At 70.4% G+C, this 25545-nt stretch carries 2 protein-coding genes; both read left to right on the forward strand.

What is annotated here, in order from left to right; genetic code table 11:
- Window positions 1–9: 9 nt before the first annotated feature.
- On the forward strand, window positions 10–24981 hold the full coding sequence (locus tag BJ998_RS32900) for a toxin glutamine deamidase domain-containing protein (protein WP_184867210.1): 24972 nt from the start codon (window positions 10–12) through the stop codon (window positions 24979–24981).
- Window positions 24971–25483 (forward strand): type VII secretion system-associated protein, encoded by a 513-nt coding sequence (locus BJ998_RS32905; RefSeq protein WP_184867211.1) that lies wholly within the window; start codon window positions 24971–24973, stop codon window positions 25481–25483. The genes BJ998_RS32900 and BJ998_RS32905 overlap by 11 nt, the downstream gene beginning before the upstream one ends.
- Window positions 25484–25545 lie beyond the last annotated feature (62 nt).

Below are 25545 nucleotides of genomic sequence, written 5' to 3' on the forward strand. Positions count from 1 at the left end.
GGGCAGACCATGAGTCTGGAGATGCCGCCCGAGCTCGACTGGCTGTTCAAGATCGTGGCCGGTCAGGCTTGGCCGAAGGGCGACGAGGACAAGCTGCGCGAGCTGGCGCGCGCGTGGACCGAGTTCTCGACGTCCGTGCACGACATCTCCGCGGAGTTCGAGCCGTACTTCACCATGGTCACCAGCAACGCGACCGGCTCGGCGGGGCAGCAGTTCGCCGAGTTCGTCAAGCAGATGCACGAGCAGCTGCCGGCACTGATCGACGCAGGCGCGCAGATCACCAAGCTGTCGTACAAGACGGCGCAGCAGGTCGAGTACTCCAAGTACATGATCATCGGCCAGTTGGTGCTGCTGGCCGCCGAGCTGGCCTGGTGCATCGCCAACGCGGTGTGGACGTTCGGCGCGTCGCTGTCGTTGGAGGCCGTGTACATCGCGGCCACCCGGCTGACCGTGAGCATGATCCTGCGGCGGCTGGCCATGGCCATCGCCATGGGCGTCATCTCCCAGGTCGCGCTGGACGTCGCCATCCAGCTGATCCAGAAGCTCAAGGCCAAGGACCCGGGCGAGTTCTCCTGGAACCTGCAGAACACCGGCATGGCCGCCGCGATGGGCGGTCTCGGCGGTCTGCTCGGCGGTGGCTTGCACATCGGTCTGAACAAGGGCATGTCGCGTGGCTTCGGCGACAGCGTCGCCGGCCTGTTCACCAACGCCGGTCTGACCGGTCTCGGCATCACCGGCATCAACGTCGCCATGGACCCCGAACACGACACCTCGGACCTCGGCTACGGCGTCACGTCCGGTCTGGCCGGTGCCATCGGCAGCGCCATCGGCGGCGGCCGTGGTGGGCGCGGCGCCCACGGCGGCGTGCCCAAGATGGGCGACATCCACGTCGGCAACGTCGACGGCGTGCACTTCGACCTGCCCAACATCAAGGACGACCTCAACCTGGATGTGTTGCCGCCCAAAGAATCCCTCGGCGACGGCAACCACAGTGGACTGTCCGGTTTGGAGAGTCCGCCGTCGGGTGTCGGCGGCAGCCACACGTCCACCGGCAACACCGGTGTCGGTGGCGGCAACAACACCGGTGGCGCCGGGCACACCAGCACCAACACGAACACCGGTGGCGGGAACTCGGGCGGTGGCAACAACACCGGCAACCACACCGAGGTCAGCGCCCCGCCACCGGCCAACACCGGCAGCGGCAACACCGGCAACCACAACACCACGGTGAACCAACCGCCGCCCCCGGCGAACACGGGCACTGGTAGCGACACCGGCAGCCACAACACGGGTGGTGGTAACAACACCGGTGATCACAACACGACGGTGAATCAGCCGCCGCCGGCGAGTACGGGTGGTGGTAACAACACTGGCGGCCACAACACGACGGTGAATCAGCCGCCGCCGGCGAGCAACGAGACCGGTGGGTCGTCGAACACGAACGTGCCGCAGCGGCACGAGAACGTGCCGCCGCCGCAACAGCAGCACCAGGACACGCCCCCGCCCCAGCATCAGGAGACGCCGCAGGGCAACACGAACGTCCCGCCGCACGAGACCGCGCAGCCGCCGGCCGAGCACAGCGCCCCGCCGGTGCAGCGCAATGCCCCGCCGGTGCAGCGCAATGCCCCGCCGGTGCAGCACAATGCGCCGCCGGTCGAGCACAACGGCCCGACGGTGCAGCACGACAGCATCGTGCAGGACAACACGGCCCAGAACATCGGCCAGCACGACACCGTGCAGTCGCCGCCGCCGGTGCGGCAGGAGACCGGCGGTTCCTCGAACGTGTCGCACCAGGACATCACCCAGCACCAGGACACGACCCAGCACGACACCAGCCAGAACGACACCCACTCCACGGGCGACAACCGGCCCAACGTCCAGCACCAGAACGACAACGTCGCGCCGCCGGTCCCGTTGGGCGGCCACCACGACGGGCCGGTCAACGACACCCGCACCACCCCCACCGGTGGTGACAGGCAGACCGCGACGCCGCCGCCGCGAGGCAGCGAGCGGCCGACGGTCTCGGACAAGACGTCCGACACCACGACCAGGACAGGGCCGTCCAAGATCGACACGGACCGCGGCGCGCCATCGGTCGAGAACAACGAATCGCACTCGAACCGCGAGCAGCAGCCGCCGGCCGAGGGACAGCACGACGTCCGGCAGCACGGTGCCGAGACGGCGCCGCCCCGCACCACGACCGACACACCGGCGCCGCCGCCGCGCACGCAGACCGACACGCCCGCGCCGGTGCCACACGCGGCGACCGAAACGCCGGTGCCGCACGAGGAACAGCCGCCGTCGGGGCACCGGCCCCCGCCGGAGGAGATCATCACCCGGCCGCTCGACGACATCGACGTCCGCCTGGGCGCCAACGACGAGAAGGTCGGCCGGCCGGGCTACTACGATCCGAAGCTGCCGTCCGACAAGGCGCTCGGCAAGATGACCGCCGACCAGCAGCGCGCGGTTGAGCAGCGGTTCACCGAGCGCAAGGACGAGTTCCGCAAGCTGGCGCCGGACATCGCCAAGCTCACGGCCGACGGCAAGATCAAGGTGGTCGACGGCTCGCTCGAGTCCGCGGGCCCCGACACCCATCACGGCGTCGGTGGCAAGGACGAGCAGACCCACCACGCGACCAGCCAGCCCCAGTCGCACGACCAGAACCAGCCGCACGGCGACACCACGCCCGAGCCCAAGGACCCGCCCGCCGACAAGAACGAGGGCGGCGACAAGAACGAGGGCGACAAGGACACCGCGCCACCGAAGGACAAGACGCCCGAGGACGACGGTCCGATCAAGCTGCCCAAGAAGCGGATCTCGGACGACGAGAGCTGGCGCTACAGCGAGGCCGACACCGCGCCGTGGATGCTGCCGGACAAGCCGGTGCACATCGACCAGTGGTCGCATCTGCGCGGCACGCCGGCGTACGAGAAGGCCAAGGTCACCGTCAAGGTGGAGAAGCCGGCCTTCGTCACCTCGTCCAAGGTGGAGATGACCGACGTCAACCGTCGGCACTACGACGACCCGCCCGCGGCCAAGGCCGGCGAGAAGTCCACCGTGGATCCCAACCCGAAGCACCGCACGCCGCAGGAGAAGGAGGCGGCCAAGAAGGCGGCCGAGAACGACCCGGGCCCGAAGGTCACGATCAAGCAGGAGAAGGGGCCGAAGCTCACTCTCAACGCCGAGCAGAGCCCGACGACCTACGACGTCCGGCGGATGGAGGTGCTGCCGGGCAAGTGGGTCAAGGAGTTCACCGTCAAGGTGCACCTGGACGTGCCGCACGGCGCCGACCCGGCCGCGGTGCGCCGGGTCCAGGAGGGCATGGACCGCGGCGTGGACCGCTTCTACAACCAGGGCAACCGGCTGCCCAGCGGCGACCAGCTGCACGTGAAGGTGGAGTTCACCACCGACAAGGACGAGGCGCACATCTCGGTGGCCGCGCTGCCGGACGGCTCCCGGGCCCACCAGCTGGGCTGGACCGGCCTGGACAACGACCACACGCTGGCCCACGAGATCGGCCACACGCTCGGCTTCTTCGACCACTACAAGAACGAGAACGTGGTCTTCCAGGACAAGGCCCACGGCACGAAGATCAAGGGCTGGAACCAGAACACCAAGACCTCGCACGACACCGCGCACACGGTCAACAACCGGGTCGTGTCCGACTCGGACAAGGGCATGATGACCAACGGCCTGTACGGGGCCGATTCGCACATCAACCCGCGTGAGCTGTGGCTGCTGGAACGCAACCTGGAGCACTCGGGCGTCATCGTCCGGGACACGCCGCTGAAGGACCTGTACGGCGACCAGACGCCGAATCCCGGTCCCTCGCTGTACGAGCGGGCCGCCGCCGGCGACGGCAACGCCTTGACCAAGCTCGCGGAAGAGGGCAACCGCGACGCCATGACGACGCTGACCGACCTGGCCCGCAACGGCGATCCCGGTGCCCGCCAGGCGTTGGTCGACCTGGCCGGCAAGGAGCACGTGCACGCGGTCGACGGCCTGGTGCGGGCGGGCGAGCAGGGGCCGCTGGACGTGCTCGGCAAGCAGCGGCCGATCGACGTGTTGGAGGGGCTGGCGTTCCGCAACCCCAGCCACGAGGTGGCCAAGGCGCTGCTGACCAAGCTCGGCCAGGACAACCACGTGCCGGCGCTGGAGGCGTTCGCCAAGCACGGCGACAGCGGCGCCGGGCAGCGGCTGCTGTCGTTGGCCACCGGTGGCAATCACGACGCGCTCAACGGCATGGTCAACCGCGGCGAGGTGCAGAACCTGGCCGAGGTGGCCAACCGCGGCCAGCAGGCCGGCTACGAGGGCATCAAGCACTTGGCGGGCAAGGGCAACGTGCCGGCGGTCGACCATCTGGCCGGCAAGGGCGACGTGCCCGCGCTGGTGGAGGCGTCCAAGAACAACTCGCTGCCGGCCTACGACAAGGTCAAGGAGTTCGCCGGCCGGGGCGACACCCGCGCGGTCGACCACATCGGCGACCGCAAGGACGTGCCGGCGTTGGTCGACCTGGCCCGCAACGGCAACCAGCACGCGTACGAGGCGATCAAGAAGCTGGCCGTGGCCAACCACGTGCCGGCGTTGGAGGCGCTGCACGGCCAGAACGACGTGGCCGGGCTCAAGCACGTCGTCGACTCGGGCAACCCGTCCGGCTACGCCGGCATCAAGGACCTGGCCGGCAAGGGCAACACCGAGGCGCTCAAGCTGGTCACCGAGGCCAACGACGTCACCACGCTGACCGATCTGGCGGGCAAGGGCGTGCCGCACAGCACGGACGCGTTGCGCCACCTGGCCGCCAACGGCAACGAGCAGGCCGTGCACTCGCTGACCGGTCTGAAGGACGTGCCGGGCCTGTCCGACCTGTCGCGGGGCGGCAACTCGCACGCCGAGGCGGCGCTGAAGAACCTGGCCTTCGGCGGTGACCACGACGCGCTGAACGCGTTGGTGCAGAACCGGAACCTGGACGCGCTCGGCGACCTGGTCCGGCACGGGAACGTGGCCGCCAACCAGGAGCTGATCAAGCTGGCCCAGACCGGCGACATGGACGCGATCCGCGCCCTGGCCCACGCCGGCAACCAGGAGGCCATCCAGTTCCTCAACAGCCAGCAGCATTCGATGGCCGCGCCGACCCCGCCGCGCGGCGCGAACTTCGACACCGGCGACCACGTGATGCCGGGCTCCTTCGAGCAGCACCGGCCGCCCCACGAGGAGGACGACTCCCAGGCGTGGCGCGGGATGCAGGAGCACCAGCCCAACATGGACGGTGTCGGGCTGGTCGAGTCGGTGTTGCGCAGTTCCGCCTTCCAGCACGTGAAGGTGGACGGCGCCGCGCCCTTCGTGGGCCGTGACGGCGTGAAGTCGGCCACCGACGCGGTGGTTTCGAAGATCAACGCGAATCCGCACCGCTACGAGTTCCCGGGACTGGACAACCGCGGTCTGGCGAAGTGGGCGGCCGATCACCTCGGGCCGGACGACCTGGCCAGGGTCGCGCCCGATCTGCGTCCCGACCACCGGGGGCCGGCCGACGAGGCGCATACCCAGCAGTGGCGCGACGCGCTGGCGCACGACCTGGCCGGCGGCTCGTCGCGGCGCTGGCAGGACGTCAGGACCGGGCTGAACGACGGGCCGATGTCCCGTGGGGACAAGGAAGTCCTCAGCCACGTCACCGACACGGTCGTCAACGAGCACCGTCTGCCCACCTCGGCCGAGCTGGTCGGCAAGGGCCTGCGGACGCCCTCGTGGAACCAGTCGCACGTCGGCCAGCACCTGCCTGACGCGCTGGCGCATGCCCTGGGCGTGCATCTGTCCGTCGACCATGACGGAAGGACGAGCCAGCACGGACCGGCCGACGGGCCGCCGTTGAAGATCAACTCGAAGGACGGCCAGTACTCGGCGCTCGGCGAGCCCACCCGCAAGGAGATGCTGGACGGCCTGGCCGCCTCGCTGTCCACCAAGAGCACCGCGGACATCGGCCGGACAGTGGCCGACATCGTCGGCGGCGGCCAGGACAAGCAGGTGTTCGACACCGTCCACCGGATGCAGACGCTCAAGCGCGCGGTCGAGCATCCCGGCGGCCCCAACGCGTTCCTGCGCGACCTCACCGACGATGCGCAGGGCCTGCGTGACCGGATCCGAAAGCTGGAGTCCGAGGGCAGCTCGCTGCCCAAGTTCCTGCGCAGCGAGCAGCAGCAGCGGGCTGAAGAGCGGCGCCTGCAACAGATCGACGACCTGCGGCAGCTGGTGGACGACCGTGAGGGACGGATCAGCCAGCTGCGCTCGGAGTCCCGCACGCTGGGCCTGATGAACCTGGTCGACAAGCACGTCGAGGGCCGCAACGCCGACGGGTTGGCCAACCTCACCGCGCACCAGATCGTCGACCTGGGCGAGCATCTGTCCCGGCAGATCGCGGCGGCCGAGAAGGCCGGCTTCGACACCTCGCACCTCACGTCGCTGCACGACCGCGTGAGCAAAGAGATGGGTGTGCGGCAGGTCTACGCCAAGGTCACCAAGGACGGGGTCGAGGGGCTGCGGGAGACGCAACGCAACTTCGAGGTCGCGCTGCAGAACCTCAAGGAGGGCAAGGAGTCCCGCAGCGGCTTCATGCACCTGTTCTCCAGCCTGTTCGACGAGCACACCCGCGCCGAGGACGCCGAGCTGGAGAGCAAGCTCGAACAGGCCGAGCACGGCGTGGCCGAGGCCAGGCGTGAGCTGGACCTGATCGACCACCCCGACTACCGGGAGCGGTTCGCCCGCGCCGAGGACACGCACCGGACGGTGCAGAAGCTGCGCGACATCAACACCCGCTCGAAGAACATCCAGGACCGTCAGGAGGCCCGGGCCGAGCAGGCCATGATGGCCGCGGTCGAGCAGCGTCGGCAGGAGGAGATCGAGCGCCAGCAGGCCGAGATCGCCGAGATGCTGGCCGACGCCGAGGCCAAGCAGCGGCAGCTCGACGAGCAGCTGGCGCACGACATCGACCACGGCGCGCTGGAGCGCCAGCAAGAGGAGATCCAGCGGCAGCTGGACCGGATGGAGGCCGACCAGCACCATCTCCAGGAGCAGGGCGACCGCGACCGGCTCGACGCGGCGTTGCGGCGCCAGCAGCACGAGCTGGACGAGCAGCTGTCCCGCCTCGAGCGGGAGACCAACCTCGCCCCGCCGCGGGAGCTCACGCCGCGGCAGGAGTTCGCCGCGTTCGAGGCCTCGCTGTACGGCAAGAGCGTCGACGAGCTGCGGCAGCTGGACGAGGTGCACGGCGACGACCCGTACCGGCATCGCGCGATCGAGCAGATGCTCGAGTACCACGCCATCTCCGAGAAGCCGGGCGGGATCGAGCAACACCTGCGCGACCTGGAGCGGGAGGTCGAGGACACCCGCCGTCGGGCCGTTGAGCTGAGCAAGGCGACCGACCTGCTGCCGGACGTGTTCAAGTCCGAGCTGACCCGCCGCGACCAGGCCGACCGCGAGCGGCAGCAGAGCGAGCTCAAGCAGCACGTGTGGCGGCTCAACAACCGGATCGAGCGGCTGCGGCACGACCGCAACGGGGCGATGACCACGCATGCCCTGTCGCTGGGCGACGATCCGCACGCGCCGGGCTGGGACCGGTTGACGCCCAACGACCTGCTGGCCGTCGAGGACCACGTCAGCGACCTGATCCACGACGCGCAGCTGGGCGGCCATCCGACCGAGCACCTGGAGCGGCTGTTCGACCGGGCCCGTGACATGCGGGTGGTGGACCGGATCCCGCTGCCCGAACCGGAATCGCACGCCCGGCCGGAGCCGGGCTCCGCGCACGACACCGGGTTCGAGCCCGCGCGCGACACCCGTGGCGAGAACCAGGACCATCAGCCGCCGCCCGAGCCGCAGCCGTTCATGCGCGACGGCGGCCGGTCCGAGCACACGCCGGACAGCGACCTGCATGTGCCCGGTGGTCTCAACCCGGTGGCCGAGGGCGGCCACCGGGCGTTCGAGGCCTCCCTGTACGGCCGCAGCCGCGAGGAACTGGAGCAGCTTCGGCACGACTACGCCCACGACCAGGCGCGGTCGGCCGCGATCAAGCGCATGATCGATCTCAACCGGGCGGGCGACTACGACCACCGGATCGAGGCCGCGCGCGAGGGCCTGCGCGATGCCGAGTCGAGGCGCGACAAGTGGAAGCTCACCGATGTCGTGCCCGCCGGGCTCAAGAGCGAGCGGATGCTGCGTGAGGAGGCCGCGAACAACGAGCGCGTTCAGGACCGGCAGAACCGGCTCGACCAGCTGATCGAGGATCGTGCCGCCGCACTCACCGTGCAGGCGCTGCGGTGGCCCGACCGTGCGGGCGCGCCCGGCTGGCGGGACATCACCCGGGCCGATCTGGAGACCGTGCACGAGCACGTCCAGCAGCAGATCCACGATGCACGCCAGGGCGGCCACCCGGTGGAGCACCTGGAGCGCTTCCGGGACTTCACCCAGAAGCTGCGCGAGGACCGCGGTTACGTCGAGCCGGAGAACCATGAGCCGGCGCCGCATCAGGCGCAGACCCATCACGCGACCAACGCGCCGGTCGCGCCGCACACCGACCTGTCGCCGGACGTGCCGCACGAGCCGGTGGACCACGAGACGGCGACGCGGACCGTGCTGGACGCGTTCGAGCAGCAGCACGAGCAGGTCGTGCACGAGTTCGGCAGTCGGACCGAGAGCGAGCACGGCCCGTCCGAGCTGTTCGGTTCGTCGAGCCGGCAGCACATGCCGGGACTGGGTTCCTCGCACCATGTGCCGACGAGGGACCGCGGCCGGCAGCTGGAGGAGGCGCGCAACAACCAACGGATCCATGAGAACAACGTGCGTCTCGGCCAGGAGCACGTGCACAACATCCGCCAGCGGGCCGAGCTGCTGAACCGGCAGATCACCGAGCAGCGGGCCGCCGTCGCCCGGGCCGAGCAGGGCGTGCGCGGCGAGCAGTCGCGCCTGCGGCAGTTGACCAACAACCGTGACTTCATCGCCCGGGCCGGCGGTCGGAAGATGCATGAGGCGTTGGCCCGTGCTGATCACGAGATTCGATTGCAGCAGGACAACGTGCAGCGGGCCGAGCGGCACGCCGAGAGCTATCGCCTGGGCCTGTCGCAGTTGGAGGAGAACGCGCGGGCGACGCAGCACGAGTTGGTCGAGAACGAGGCCAAGCTGCGCGGCGCCGAGGGCGAGTTGAACGAGGTCCGCCGGCGGGCCGAGGAGTTGGCCGTGCCGGAGGTGATGTGGCGGGAGCGGTATCCGGAGCATTCGCTGGAGCCGATCCGGTTCATGCGGGAGAACTACCCGCAGTTGCGTGATCTGAACGCGCCTCGGTTCAACGCCGGTCACCAGGACGCGATGTACAACTGTGTCAACAACGTGGTCTCCACCATTGAGACGCTCAACGGCAACCGGACGGTGCCGCATCCGTCGGCCTTGCCGCGTAGCGGTGATCTGCTGACGTCGCATTACAACCGTCCGCAGCGCATGGTGAGCGGTCCTCAGGAGATCGTGGACACGCTGCGGAACTCGGGGCCCGGTTCGCACGGCATCGTGTTCGAGCATCGGGCCGACGGCGGTCACGTGTTCAATGCGCACTACGACCGTGACCTGAACGCGATCGTGTTCATCGACACCCAGAACGGCCGCCTGGCGTCGCTGTCGAACCAGCATCGCTACGGCCTGATGATGGTGCACGGCGACGACCCGCACGCGCCGATGCCGATGGACACCAGCCCGTACGGGGGCCGGTACGGCGGTGCGGAGCGCGAGGCGACCGGTGGGCACGACAACGCCGAATCGCACGGCTTCGGGGAGAAGACCCCGGAGCACGCACCGCCGCCGTCGGATTCCGGTTCGCGTAAGCGGAAGTTCGAGGCCGACGAGGACAGCGAGTACGGCCGCGAGGGTGTGCGGCATCATGACGCCGTCGAACCGGTGCCCGTGGACCCGAACAGCCCGGAGCATGTGGCGACCACTCGTTCGTTGCTGGAGGCGTTCGAGCAGAAGCAGCGGTCGATCGAGCAGGAGCTGCGCGCCACGCACGAGGAATCGCCCGAGCACGAGCCGGCGCGGGAGCACGAGCGGTCGGACGAGCCGCCGCTGGCCAAGGACTTCGGCATGCCGCACTACGTGCCGACTCGCGATCGGGGGCAGCAGCTCCACGACGCGCAGAACGCCGTGCGCACGCAGGAGGAGTACGTCCGCAACGGCCGGTCCTATGTGGACAATCTGCGGTCGCAGATGGCGTTGACCGAGCGGCAGATCGCCGACCAACACGCCGCGGTGACCCGGGCCCAGCGTGCCGCCGACGGCTACCACCAGCAGCTGCGGCAACTGGAGACCAACCGCAACTTCATCGCCAGCACCGGCGGTCGGCGCAGTCATGAGGCTCTGGCCCGCGCGGACCGCGACATCCAGCAGCAGCGACAGATCACCGAGCAGGCCCAGCGGCTGGCCGACAGCTACCGGCAGGGCCTCGCCGACCTGGAGAACCAGGCGCGGACGTTGCGGCAGCAGGTGTCCGACGGTGAGCGTCAGCTCCGCACGGCCGAGGACGACCTCACGGCGGCGCGGCGGCGGGCCGACGAGCTGGCTGAGCCGCAGGTGATGTGGCGGGAGCGGTATCCGGAGCATTCGCTGGAGCCGATCCAGTTCATGCGGGAGAACTATCCGCAGTTGCGTGATCTGAACGCGCCTCGGTTCAACGCCGGTCACCAGGACGCGATGTACAACTGCGTCAACAACGTGGTCTCCACCATTGAGACGCTCAACGGCAACCGGACCGTTCCGCACCCGTCGGCCGCGCCGCGCAGCGGGAGCCTGCTGACGTCGCACTACGGCCGTGACTACCGCATGGTGTCCGGCCCCGACGAGATCGCCCGCGCGATGCGGGCCTCTGGTCCGGGGTCGCGGGGCATCGTGTTCGAGCACCGCGCCGACGGTGGCCATGTGTTCAATGTGGACTACAACCGCGACCTGAACTCGATTGTCTTCCTGGACACGCAGAACGGCCGGTTGGCGTCGATCAACGACCAGCACCGCTACGGGTTCATGATGGTCGAGGGGCACGACCCCTACGCGCCCGACGCGATGGACACCACCTTCGGCTCCGGGCGTTACGGGGGTCCGGAGCAGACCCACTTCGGTGGCCCGCAAGAGAACACGACGACGCACGAGCCGCCCGAGACGACGCACGAACAGGCCGAAGGGGCGACCGAACACGGTCCCGAACAGACCGAACACGAAGCGGCGACCCGGGCCGTGCTCGACATGTTCGAGCAGCAGCACGAGGAAGCGGTCCGGGATTTCGGCGCTCCCCGCCCCGAGCACGACCAGTCCGAGCTGTTCGGTTCCTCGCACAACCAGCACATGCCGGGGCTCGGCTCCAACTCCCACTACGTGCCGACGCGCGATCGCGGTCGGCAGCTCGAGCAGGCGCGCAACGACCAGCAGATCCATGAGAACAACGTGCGCCTCGGCCAGGAGCACGTGCGCAACCTGCGCACCCAGGCCGATCTGCTGGACCGGCAGGTCGCCGAGCAGCGTGCCGCGGTGAGCCGGGCCCAGCGGGCGGCCGACGGCCAGCGCACTCAACTGCGCCAGCTGGAGACCAACCGTGACTTCATCGCGCGCACCGGCGGCCGCCGCAACCAGGAGGCGCTGGCCCGTGCCGAGCACGACATCCGGCAGCAGCGGGAGATCGCTCGGCAGGCCCAGCAGCACGCCGACGGCTACCGGCAGGGCCTGGTCGACGTGGAGAACCGCGCTCGCGCGGCCCGGCAGGAGTTGGTCGAGAACGAGGCCAAGCTGCGGGGCGCCGAGGGCGAGTTGAACGAGGCCCGCCGGCGGGTCGAGCAGCTGGCCGAGCCGGAGATCATGTGGCGGGAGCGGTATCCGGAGCATTCGCTGGAGCCGATCCGGTTCATGCGGGAGAACTACCCGCAGTTGCGTGATCTGAACGCGCCGCGGTTCAACGCTGGTCACCAGGACGCGATGTACAACTGCGTGAACAACGTGGTGTCGACGATCGAGACGCTGAACGGCAACCGGACGGTTCCGCATGGCTCGTTGACACCCCGCAGCGGCGACCTGCTGACCTCGCACTACAACCGTCCGCAGCGCATGGTGAGCGGTCCTCAGGAGATCGTGGACACGCTGCGGAACTCGGGTCCCGGTTCGCACGGCATCGTGTTCGAGCACCGGGCCGACGGTGGCCACGTGTTCAATGCGCACTACGACCGCGACCTGAACGCGATCGTGTTCATCGACACCCAGAACGGCCGCTTGGCGTCGCTGTCGAACCAGCATCGCTACGGCTTCATGATGGTGCACGGCGACGACCCGCACGGCCCGACGCCGATGGACACCAGCCCGTACGGGCGTCGTTACGGCGGTGCGGACGACGACACGGCCGGGCAGCACGGGCCGGCCGACAAGACCGGGTTCGGCGACAAGACCCCGGAGCCCGCCACGGGTTCCGGTGCACGCAAGCGGAAGTTCGAGGCCGACGAGGACAGCGAGTACGGCCGTGAGGGCGTGCAGCACCACGAGGCCGTCCAGTCGAACCAGGCGTCTCATGTGGACCCGAACAGTCTCGAGCACGTGGCCAGGACCCGTTCCGTGCTGGACGTTTTCGAGCAGCAGCACCGGTCCGTGGAGACCGAACTCGGTGCGCCGCGCGAAGCCCACGAGACGCCGGAACCACCGCTGGCCAAGGAGTTCGGTGCTCCGCAGCAGCTGCCGACCCGTGACCGTGGCCGTCTGCTCGACGAGGCCCGCAATGCCGTGCGGACGCAGGAGGAGTACGTCCGCAACGGCCACGCCTATGTGAGCAACCTGCACGCGCAGGTGCAGTCGGCCGAGCGCCAGCTCGTCGACCAGCACACCGCCGTGGACCGTGCCCAGCGGTCGGCCGACACCTATCACGCGCAGCTGCGCCAGCTGGAGACCAACCGCAACTTCATCGCGGGCATGGGCGGCGGCGGCCGACGCCACCAGGAGGCACTGGCCCGCGCCGAGCGCGACGTCCAGCAGCAGCGGCAGGTCACCGAGCAGGCGCAGCGGCAGGCCGACAGCTACCGACGGGGCCTGGCGGACCTGGAGAACCGGGCCCGGGCCGTGCGGGAGCAGCTGGCCGACGGGCAGCGCCAGCTGCGCGCCGCCGAGGACACGCTGGTCGACATGCGGCGGCGGGCCGACGAGCTGGCCGAGCCGCAGGTGATGTGGCGGGAGCGGTTCCCGGAGTCCGCGCTGGAGCCGATCCGGTTCATGCGGGAGAACTACCCGCAGTTGCGTGATCTGAACGCGCCGCGGTTCAACGCCGGCCACCAGGACGCGATGTACAACTGCGTCAACAACGTCGTGTCGACGATCGACACCCTGCGCGGCAACCGGATGGTGCCGCACGGCTCGCTGACCCCGCGCAGTGGTGACCTGCTGACCTCGCACTACGGCCGTGAGCAGCGGATGGTCGGTCACCCGGACGAGATCGTGCAGGCGATGCGGGCCGCAGGCCCCGGCTCGCACGGCATCGTCTTCGAGCACCGCGCCGACGGCGGCCACGTGTTCAACGTGACCTACGACCGCGACCTGAACTCGATCGTCTTCCTGGACACGCAGAACGGCCGCCTCGGCTCGTTCAACGACCAGCACCGCTACGGCTTCATGATGGTGCACGGCGAGGACCACTACGGCCCCGCCCCGATGGACACCACCTACGGCACCGGTCGTTACGGCGGCCCCGAGCACACCGTGTTCGGCCACAACGGCTTCGGGCGGGACTTCGCCGCCCCGTCGACGTCCACCGGCCACGAGTCGACGAGCCAGCCGGTGCACGAGCTGACCAGCATCCCCGAGGAGTTCGACGAGGAGCGGCTGCCCAGCTACGTGCGGGACAACGAGTCCCTTGGCCTCGGCCGGCTGGTGAACGGCGACGCGCTGGCCGACCGGGTCCGTCAGGGCGTGGTCGAGCAGTTGCCGCACGGCCTGGCGGAGCGGGCCGGCGCGCAGGGCCTTGGCGACGTGCACCACGCCGTGACCGAGGACTTCGACTCGCTGCTCGGCCAGGGCCGCAAGTTCGAGGTCAGGGTGGGTGACAAGGTCTACGAGGCGACGGTCAAGGCGAAGGTCGACTTCGGCGCGGCCGAGCACACCACCGAGCCCGGCCGCAGCCTCGACCGCTCCGGCGGCACCGACCGGTCCACGTCGGAGAGCACGACCAAGGCCAAGCAGCACGACCTGGCCGCCGCGGTCAGCGCCGGCAACGGCATCGGCGGCGGTTCGGTGTTCGCCTCGGTGCTGCACGCCAAGCCGGTGGTCACGTTGGAGTCCTCGCACGGCGCGAGCCACTCGGTGTCGATCAGCCACGAGGGCTCGGACGTCGTCGCCGCCAAGGCGCACGTCGAGATCACGCTGACCGACAAGTCGGGTGCCGAGGTGCACCCCGGCGGCGTCCACCTCGATCACGACGCCACCATCGCGCTGCCGCACGACGCGCTGGGCACGAAGGCGGAGCACGCCACCCCGCACCCGGTGGACGGACGCGACCTGACCGTGTTCGCCGCCGAGTCGGTCAGCGGCGTGCACGGGGCGTTCGACATGGTGGCCAAGGACCTGCACCCCAAGGTCACGGCCATCGGCTCGCCGGGCCGCAAGCAGCTGCTGCACTTCCTGTCGGCCGGCAACATCAAGGACAACCTGCCGGCCATGACCAAGGACTGGATCTACTCGCCCGACCTGCTCAGCGCCGACGGCGGCAAGATCGGCGCGGTCCGGATGAGGATCGAGCCGGTCGACGCCACGCTGGAGGGCAGCGGCCAGGGCTACAAGATCGGCGCGACGCTGGGTGGGTCCGGTGGCGCCGGCAGGTCCAACACCTCCACCACCGGCGGCGAACTGTGGCTGGGCGGCAGCGCCGCCGGCGTCGCCGACCCCACGCACAGCATCTCCGCCGGGGCCAGCCTGACCGCCGCGTTCAGCAAGACCGACAGCCTCGGCACGAAGATCGGCGACGCCGCCAAGTGGGAGTCGGTGCTCGAGACCGAGGGCGTCACCGGCCTGTACAAGCTGGGCTTCAGGCTGCACGTGCAGGCCATCGGCCACGACCCGGTCATCTTCCGTGACGGCTCCGCGCACGTGCGGATGGGTGGCGTCGAGGCCAACCGGGCCGGCATCGAGCCGCCGCACGGCGCCAAGACCGACTTCGAGCCGACGCCGGAGCCGCTGCACGCGCCCAGCTACCTGTCCTCGGGCAAGTCCATGGGCCTGGCCAAGATCCTCAGCCTCTCCGGCGGCGACCAGGTGCGCCAGCGGGTCGAGGAGACGTTGCTGGGCAACGACAAGCTCAAGGATCTGGCCCCGGACTTCGGCAGCCGCACGTTCGCCGACGCCTCCCGCGGCGACAAGGCGCTGGCCGCGGCCAACCGCCGCGCGTTGGACACCAAGCTGTCCGACGAGCACCTCGCGGCCAACATGGACAGCATGCTCGGCGACGGCATGAAGATCCGTCTGAAGAAGCCGGGCCTGTTCGTCAACCGCTACGTCACCGTCACGGTCAAGGCCCGCCTGACCGAGTTCGAGCACCTGGGCCAGGCCCCCGATCACACCGTGACCGGGGCCGGCGGCACCTCGCACGCGCTGGGCATCTCCGGCACGGCCAAGAAGGGCGTGACGGTGTACGCGGACGGCCGCGTCACCACGCCTTTCGACGGTGGCCACGCCAAGGGTGCGCCGACCGCCTCGGTCGGCGTCCAGTACGGCTACAACCGTGCGCACGACACCGAAGCCGGTCCGTCGACCGGACACAAGCTGTCCACCGGCGGCGGTGAGGACGTGCACGGCTTCAAGGCCAAGGTGGCCTACGACGTCACCGTGGACGACCACAGCCGGTCCCGTTCCTGGGTGCGCCGGCTGACCCCGGGAACCCCCGGTCTCGACGTGCCGGCCGTGCACCGGACGCCGCACGTGGGCCCGGACGACGGCACGCACCGCACGCCGCCGTCCGGCGAGGTCACCGTGCTGGTGCCGCACAGCCTGACCAGCAAGACCCCGCCCCACCAGCACGTGGACAACCACGTGACCACGCCGATGGCCAACGCGCCGCACATCAGCGACCTGCGCGCCACGGCCCGGGCCAAGCGGCAGCCGGAGTTCCAGCGGGTCGAGGCGATCGTCGGCGCGGAGCACATCCAGCGGGCCGCCGAGGATGCCCTGGCCGAGGCCGGCGGCGGTGACCGCGCGCTGGCGTTGCCGGGCACGGTCAGCGCCGACGCGCTGCATCACGCCTTCAGCCCGGAGACGCTGACCGCCGACCCGCAGCTGGTGTCGCACGGCGTTCAGCTGGACGGCTTGCAGCACAACCGACGCGTGATGGACCGGGTCGGCGCGGTCGGCATGACCATGGAGCTGTCCGAGCCGAAGCTGGTGTCCGTCTCCGACGAGATCTCGTTGAAGCAGCAGCAGTCCGGCGGGTACTCGGTCAGCGGCGCCAAGCAGACGCAGCACTCGGTGGGCATCAACGTCGGCACGTCCGCGTCCCGCAACGCCCTCACCATCACCCCGGACACCGCGCACCCGCACGGCCGGGCCGGCATCTTCGCCACGGCCAGCCTGCGCAACTGGACCTGGACGTCCAAGGTGGCGCGGTCGATGGGCGGCACCGCCGAGCACAGCGTGTCCTCGCCGGACGGCCGGACCGTGCTGCTGCGGATGAACGCCAAGGTGCACGTGGTCGCGGAGTCGCGGCAGACGAACATGCTGCACGACACCGATGTCCGTACCGCGGGCCGCACGGTCGACCTGCCGGACAGCGTCTTCGTGCGCGTCACCGAGCAGCAGGCGCGGGCCATGGGCGTGTTGCCCGAGCACGACCTCGCGATCGACCCGACGCCGATCGGGCCCAAGCCGGGTCTGCCGGTGCCGAACACGCTGCGCACCGAGCGGCCGTCGATCGGATTCGGCTACGTGGAGCCGACCGGCGACCTGGTCAAGCTGGTCCCGTCGCTGCGTGAGAACCTGGGCGACCTCGGCAAGGAGCTGCTGCCGCAGTCGGTTCTCGACGACGCCATGGGCAACCTGCGGCGTCTGGAGGAGCAGTCCTCCCAGGACGGTGTCCGGTCCTTCGTGGACAGCGCGCTCAACGGCGGCGTGTCGCTGATGACGCCGAAGCCCAACACCTTCACGCACGACAACTACGAGGTCGTGCTGCACGCGACGCCGACCGGGGACGGTCCGACCTACCTCGGCGTGTCCAACGACGGCAGCACGATGGCGCACAACGCCACCGGCGCACTGGCCGAGGCCCAGACCAAGGGCAAGGAGGCCAGCTCCGGGATCGGCGGCCGGTTCATGGGCACCGGTCTGCCGCAGCTGAAGGACCCGGCGGCCAGCATGACCGTCAACAACGCCACCTCGGCCAGCATCAGCCACTCCACCGGCACCACGACCACCAGGACCGACTCGACCGAGGTCAGGCAGACCAGCGAGGCCGCCGGCCCGCAGGCGCGGTTCAAGCTGCCGGTGAACTTCCGGCTGGAGATCAAGCACAAGGGCGAGCACCTCCAGTTCTCCGCGCCCGAGCCGCACGACCTGGTGGTCCGCAAGCTGGCCGACGACGTCAGCACCACCACCGACGTGCCGGTGCGTAACGGTGCGACCGTCACGCGCATGGAGGACGGGCCGGTCGACCACGCCGACTGGCAGCGCGACGGCGCCAAGCTGCCGGACGAGGTGCACGTCGACGACTTCACCGGCTCGGTGAACCTGCTGCGCACCGAGGCCCGGCGGCTGGCCGGCGACCTGAGCAGCACCTCGGAGCACGCGCTGACCACGACGCTCACCCCCGAGGTGATCAAGGCGAACCTGCCGGCGATGCTGCGTGGTCCGGTCGACCTGCCCGGCCTGCGCGAGGCCGGCCTGACCGCGTACGCCAAGCTCACCAACCCGCGGCTGGTCAGCGTCAGCGACTCCGTCGACCTCGGCGGCGGCACCGCCCATTCGTCGAAGATCGACACGACCGTGTCGCGCACGGTCTCCGGTTCGGTCAACGCGATCATCGGCGGCGTCGGCGGCAACGTCACCGACGCCCCGCACGCCCCGCAGCACCGGGACTTCAACGCCGGCGAGTCCGGTGTCTACCTGGACCGCGGCGGCATGTCGCACACCGAGAGCTCCAGCACCGGCGGCACCGTGCACCCGGCCCCGGCCGGCAGCACCGCCCACCCGGGCCGCACCCAGGTTCTGGTGCACGACACCGAGATCCGCCTGGTCAAGGGCGACCGGGCCGTCTCGCTCAAGTTCGACGATTCGTCCCGCGTCCGGACCTACGACGACGGCACGCTGCCCGAGCCGGTCCGGCAGGCCCAGGACAAGGTCCGCGAGGCCGAGAAGGCGTGGCGGACGGCCGAGAACAACGTGGTCAAGGCCCGTCACGTCGCCGACGACGCCTACCTGGCCGCGAAGGACCAGACCGAGCCGCTGCGCGAGCAGTTGGAGCGCAACCGCCAGGCCCAGGAAACCAACAACGACGAGCTCGGACGGCTGCGCGGCGAGCTGTACAACGCCTACGCGGCCGACGACCGGGCCCGTGTCAGCCAGGTCGAGCAGCAGCTCGCGCTGGCCCATGAGCACGCCGACGAGCTGACCCGACAGCAGGACGAGTTGACGAACTCGTTCCGGCAGGCCGACCGGGCCCGGCAGCAGGCGTTCGACCACGCCGTCGACACCTACCGCCAGGCCCGCGACGCCGAGGACGCGTGGTGGGCGGCCCGTCGCGAACGGGACGCCGCCCTGGCCGGCCGACCGCCCGTGCACGAGGAAACCCGTTCCTCCAACGACGACATGCCGTTCAACCCGCCGGAGCGCGACCGCAGCGCCGAGTTGCAGCACCACCGCTCCCTGCTGGACCGCAACACCCGGGACAGCGCCGTGCACATGGCCAACGCCGCCGCCGCCCGGGAACGCTTCGGGCAGGCGCTGCACGACCGGGACCTGCCCGGCACGCGTCGGGGAATGGCCACGCTGCAACGGATCCACAACGAGGGCCAGCGGCTCGCCGACAACCGCCGGCACATGCTGGAGTCCATCGCCGAGATCGAGCACGAGCACGAGCCCGAGATGCGGGCGCTGCCCGACGAGTTGCCGCCGCCGGTGCCCCCTCGTCCGGCGCGCACCCTGTCCGAGGCGCTGCCCAGGAACGACTGGTGGCGGCTCTACCTCGACCCGCGCCACCACGAGCAGGCCGCGCGGGAGTTCCCGGACGACCCGGGCTCGCTGTACGACAACGAGCGCTCGCCGGGCTTCCAGCGCAGCATGGTCGGCGCCTACGAGAAGTTCCTCGACGCGCGGCGCGGCGAGCGGCTCGACGCCGACATCTACAAGGAGATGCACGAGGCCGCGACCAGCAACCTGAACAAGAAGTTCGAGTGGACCGGCAGCCAGGTCGTCAAGGGCGTCACCGTGCCGACGAACTTCCCGGTCCGACGCCGTGAAGTCGACCCGGACGTGTTCCTGGACCACGTCGGCGACCGCCCGCTGGTCGTCGACGTCAAGAAGGCGCTGGCCACGCCCGGCGTCAACCCGGTGACCTACACGCACGTCGAGGGTGGCCGCCGGCTGATCACCACCAACTACAACCCGGGCGAGGCCCGGGAGATGGTGAACACCACGTTCGACCAGTTCTACGCCGAGATCGGCCGCGCGCACGACGACTTCGACCGGCTGCGGGCCATCGCCCGCGCCGTCCGCACGCTGCACATCATCCATCCGTTCGAGGACGGCAACCGTCGCCTCAACGTGCACGTGCTGCTGCCGAAGCTGTTGCTGGAGCACGGTTTCGACCCGGTGATCCGGCCCGACATGGACGAGCTCTTCCAGGGCGGCCGGTCGCTGGACCAGATCGTGTCGGCCATCCACGAAGAGCACCTGGCCATGCGCAACCCGGTCCTGACCGACGAGCGCTGGCGGCACAGCGAGGCCGATACCGCGTCGTGGTCGCAGCCGCATGAGCCGCTGACCGCCGACCAGTGGGACCACCTGCGCCGCGACGACCTCAAGACCACCGTGCACACCGAGGTCACCGACGTGAAGGCGGTGCACGAGCACAACAACGGCGAGACCCCGAAGCCGCGGTCGATCTCCTCGGACGCCACCATGGTCCGCTACGACCTGCGACGTATCGAGGTCGAGCCCGGTCGCTTCGTGCAGGAGTACACGGTCAAGCTGCACGTGGACGGCCCCGACGCCGACACGGTCTGGCACAAGGCCGAGGCCGGCGTGAACTCCCTGCTGAACAAGGGTTTCCGCCTGCCGACCGGCGACCAGTTCCACCTCCGGCTGGAGCGCGCGGCCACCACGGCCGACGCCCACGCCACGGTGTCGGTCGGAGACCACGGCGTGACCCGGCAGAACCAGTGGGACCGCCACGACTCGCCGGAAACCCTGGCCCACGCGGTGATGCAGTACGTCGGCCCGAGGGACGACCCGCGTCGGCCGATCACCTCGGAGCCGGCCGTCGGCCCCCGGCCCAGCGACCTGTGGCAGATCGAGCGGATCGCCCGCAACCAGGTCAACGTGCCCGACACCCGGCTGAACGGGCCGAACCCGCAGCGCTGGAACACGGTGCCGCGCACGGAACACGATGTTCCCGAGCACCTGCCGCCGGTGCGCGAGCGCAACGCCGACCACGACCGTGAGCAGATGGCGCAGGAGGCTTTGCGGCGCGGCCAGGAGGCGTCGGCCCGGCGCCAGGCGGAGCCGCAGGACGAGAACCCCGAGCCGATCCCGCCCGGCCCGGCCCGGCCGCTGGACGCCGTGCTGCCCAAGAAGGACTGGTGGAAGCTGTACCTCGACCCGGCGCACCATGAGGAGGCGCTGCGTCGCTTCCCGGACGACCCGGGCTCGATGTACGACCACGAGCAGTCCAAGGGCTTCCAGCGCAGCATGGAGTCGGCCTACGAGCGCTACCTCAACGACATCGACCCGAACGAGCGCTTCGACTCGGCCAAGTACAAGCAGATGCACGACGCCGTCACCGCGCACCTCGGCAAGACCTACAAGTGGTCGGGTTCGATCGGCCGCAGCGGCACGGCCAAGAACACTCACTTCCCGATCGGCGACCGCCCGCTGGCCCGGGACATCCTCGACGAGAGGCTGGGCGACCGACGCCTGGTGTCCACGCTGGCCTCGATGGTCAACGACGAGCACGACCAGCCGCCGGCCACGTTCACCAGCAACCTGGTCGGCAAGAACACGACGATCACCACCAACTACACGCAGGAGCACGCCCCGCAGTTGATCGACTCGGCCTTCGCCCAGTTCCACGACGAGATCGGCCGGGCGCACGACGACTTCGACCGGCTGCGGGCCATCGGCCGGGTCGTGCGCACGCTGCACGTGCTGCACCCGTTCGAGGACGCCAACGGCCGGCTCAACGTGTACCTGCTGCTGCCGAAGCTGTTGCTGCAGCACGGTTTCGAGCCGGCGATCCGGCCCGAGATGAGCGAGCTGTTCAACGGCGGCTACAGCGTCGACCAGATCGCGTCGGCGCTGCACGACTCGCACCGCGCGGCCAACGATCCGGTGCTGGCCAACGAGCAGTGGCGGCACAACCCGGCCGACACCGCGCCCTGGTTCGAGCCGAACCGGCCGATGACCCCGGACCAGTGGGAGCACCTGCGGCGCGACGACCTGCTGGACTCGGTGCACACCGAGAACACCGGCGTGCGCGACCGGCACAGCGACGTCTCCGGCCCGGCCCGGATCCTCGACTCCGACACCGGCATGGTGCGCTACGACGTGCGGCGTATCGAGGTGGAGCCGGGCCGGTTCGTGCGGGAGTACACGGTCAAGCTGCACATGGAGCGCGGCTCCGGCGCGACCCACGAGGACGTGGACACCGCCTGGCAGAAGGCGTCCGACGGCGTGCGGGACGTGCTGAACAAGGGCTACCGCCTGCCGACCGGCGACCAGTTCCACGTGCGGATCGAGCGAGTGGCGGCCGACCAGGCGCACGCCTCCGTGCGGGTCGGCGGCGACGAGACCCGACAGAACCGTTGGCGCATCGAGGATTCGCCGGAAACCTTGGCCCACGCCGTGCTCCAGTTCCTCGGCCCGCGCGACGACACCGGCGTGCTGCATGGGCACGACGCCGGCACCGCCCTGCGCCCGCGCGACCTGTGGCAGGTCGAGCGGGTCACGCAGGACCAGGCCGTCGTGCCGCACACCCGGCTCAACGACACCAGCGCCGCGCCACGGACGGTGGTGCCGAAGACCGGCATCGAAGGCCCGGCGTTCCCGCAGCCCGTGCACCAGCGCGAGGCCGACTCCGGCGCGCAGATGCACTCCGCGCCGGACGTCGTCGTGCCGCGACACGACCGGGTGTCGCTGGCCGATATCGACCTGGTCCGTGACGACGCCCCGCTGAACATCGTCCGTGCCTCCACGGAACACGGCCGGTTCAGCTACGACATGCGCCGCATGGAGGTCAAGCCGGGGGAGTGGGTCCGCGAGGCCACCGTCAAGGTGCACTTCGACGGCGACGTCACGCCGCGCCAGGCCCGCGAGGTCCTGCGCAACCTCGACCTGGGCGCGGAGAAGCAGTTCAACCACGAGCGGCTGCCCGGCGGCGACCAGTTCCGGGTCCGCTTCCAGCAGGTCGAGGACCGGCTCGACGCGCACGCGCGAGTCAAGCTCGTCGCCGAGGGACCGGCCGAGGGACACGCCGTCTGGAGCCTGAAGGACGACCCGGCGCAGCTGGCCCACAAGATTGGCACCCACCTCGGCCTGACCGGCCACCACGTGGGCGAGAAGCTCACCGCGCACCACCTGGAGCAGCTCCAGAACGACCCACGCCGCGGCGTGGACTCGTTGCCGCACAGCGATTCCCACGGCGACACGCGTCAGGACTGGTTCAGCGGCGAGGACGACGCCGGTCGCGAGCGCCGGTTCCCGATGTCCAACGTGACCCACACCGAGCTGCGGGACCGCTCCGGCAAGGTGTTCGGGACGTCGTTCTTCCACGACGACGCCGACCAGCGGCTGGCCCGGCGCTGGGCCGGCGGTGCCAACCCCGACCGCGTCTACCAGTACGACAAGGACGGCCACGGCCGTGTCGTGAACGACAAGGACCTGGCCACCACCGTGCCCGGCCTGGCCGACGAGTCCGCGGTGCTCATGGCGCACGCCAACCCGTACAGCGCCGGCCTGCATGTCCGGGGGCTCGGCGACGTGCGGGTGAAGGCCGACACGCTGGCCGACATCGCCGTGCGGACCGAGGGCTTCAACAAGGCCGTCGACGGCGGCCGCCGCACCACGATGTTGCTGGCCTGCAGGGCCGGCGCGGTCGACGGCCCCGGCGGACTGGCCCACGACCTCCAGCTGGCGCTGGCGGCCAGGAACAAGGCCGACCGGGTGGTCGGTGCCAGCCAGATCATGCTGTTCGGTGAGGGCAACGGCGACCGGCTCACCGCGGTGGAGAGCGGCGGCCACTACAACGTCTTCGGGTCGGTCCTGCCCAAGCACGAGGCAGCCATGGTGTCCGAGATCGCCACCGCCATGGGCAGGGGCTGGAAGTACGCCGACGGCCCGGCCCGCCTCGACGGCAAGATCGGCCTGTCCGACCGGGCCAACACCATGCGGCTGGCCAAGGCCATCGCCGACGACGCCGTGGCCAAGCTGCCCGGCAACGGCGGCCACCTCGATCTCGCCGACGTGTATCGCAAGGCCGGCAAGCACCAGCGGCCCGACATCGTCACCGCGGTCGTGCTGTCCCACATCGCCTCCGACCCGGCGACCAGCGAGGCCGTGCACTCGATCACCGACCGGTACCGCGACCGGCGCGACCGGTGGGTGCCGGTGCCGGTCGGCAGCGCCCGCGAGCGGTTCACCGTCACCGGCGAGTCCACCTGGCACGAGGGCGAGGGCAAGGTGACCCGGCCGGTGCGACTCAACGCGCTGGGCGAACACGGGCCGCTGAGCGAGCCCGGTGGGCATGAGCCCGTCGGCGTGCAGTTCAAGCGAGGCAAGTTCACGTTGCCGACCGGCCGCGTGCCCGAGCTGGACGCGTTCGCCGAGCGATTCGCCAAGCTGGCCCTGGAACGCCAGGCCGACAACCTGCCGCTGCCGGTCGCCAAGATCACCGGCTACTCCAGCGGCTCACCGCTGGGCAACGCCCGGGCCACCGGCGAGGTGTCGGGCCGGCAGCGGGCCGACGACGTGCGCGAGTACCTGATGAACCAGATCCAGCGGCAGCTCAACATCTATGCCCCGCCGCGGACGCGGGAACTCGACGTGGAGCAGCTGGTGCCGGAGTCCGACACGGTCGGCGCCTACGACGCCCACCGGCGCGACGCCGTCGTCACCACGCACCTCGACCACGGCGACCAGGCCCGGCACACCGTCACGCCGCCGGCCACGCGATTCCACGACGCCGCGGTCCGGTCGGCCGGAGTGGAGCTGGGCAGGCATTTCCGCGACGACAGCCCGTTGTCGCGGATCCGCCGCTGGACCTCGACCCAGCCGCTCAGCCGGCTCAAGCGGCCCGCGCCGCTCAGCGCGCACCTGCTGGAGCCCATCCCCGACACGCCCGTCGCGCCCAAGCGGGTCGACCTCGGCGCCCGGCTGTCCGGGCACGGGGCGTCGGACGAGACCGTGGACCTGGTCAAGTCCACCACCGACGAGGCCGCCGAGGAGATCAAGGCGGTCGAGGGCGAGGCCGCCGCCGGCAAGTTCCGGGCCGGCTTGCAGCGGGCCGTGGAGATGCTGGAGCGGGACGGGGCGCTCAATCCGTACCTGCGCAAGGCCGGCGACCCCGTGACGGCCGGGCTGATGCTGTCGCACCTGTTGGACGGCATGGCGCGGGCCTGGGCACAGGGCGGCAACGCGGCGGCCGCCGCGGCCGCGCAGATGGAGATGCGGATGATAGGGATAGAGTTGCCGCCCGTCGGCTCAGTCGGCGTGCCGAGCGAGGGACGTGGGACCGATGACCAGTGACCAGTGGCTGTTCCTGGTCGACCCGGCCTGGCAGCCGGCCGAGGAGGGCCAGAACCCGCCGGCCGAGTCGGTGGTCGGCGGCTGGCTGGTGACCGACGGCGTGGTCGGCCGGTTCGAGCCCAACCCCGACTACGAGCCGCTGAGCCCGGAATCGCCCACCGACCCGGTGGACGCCGCCCTGCGGATGGCCGCCGACGGCGAGGTCGACTCCGACGCCCTGTTCGCCGTGATCCGGGAGTCCGAGTTCGGCGTGGCGCTGGACGAGCATCAGCGGCCGTTGATCGCGCCCGCGCCCGACGACGTGCTGTCGCTGCTGGTGACCACCGCGCCGGCGCACCGGGGCCGGGTGCGGGCCGAGGCGTGGCAGGTCGTCAGCTGCGCGGAGCTGGCCGGCATGTTGGCCGAGCACGAGGTGGACGCCCTGGTCAACCCGGGTGCGTCCACGTCGACACGGTTGTTGGCGGCAACCATCGCGGACGCGGCTGTTCACCCGGCCGGGTGAAGACGTCCGGGGGGACCTGGCAGTATCGGGGACGTGCGCGTGTCCTCCGGCCCCGGTGAGCA

Source organism: Kutzneria kofuensis (genome assembly GCF_014203355.1).
GTDB lineage: Bacteria > Actinomycetota > Actinomycetes > Mycobacteriales > Pseudonocardiaceae > Kutzneria > Kutzneria kofuensis.

Bases quoted from the DNA above. Each gene is read 5' to 3' on its own strand.
- BJ998_RS32900 (WP_184867210.1), top strand. From the start codon at position 10: ATGAGTCTGGAGATGCCGCCCGAGCTCGACTGGCTGTTCAAGATCGTG.
- BJ998_RS32905 (WP_184867211.1), top strand. From the start codon at position 24,971: ATGACCAGTGACCAGTGGCTGTTCCTGGTCGACCCGGCCTGGCAGCCG.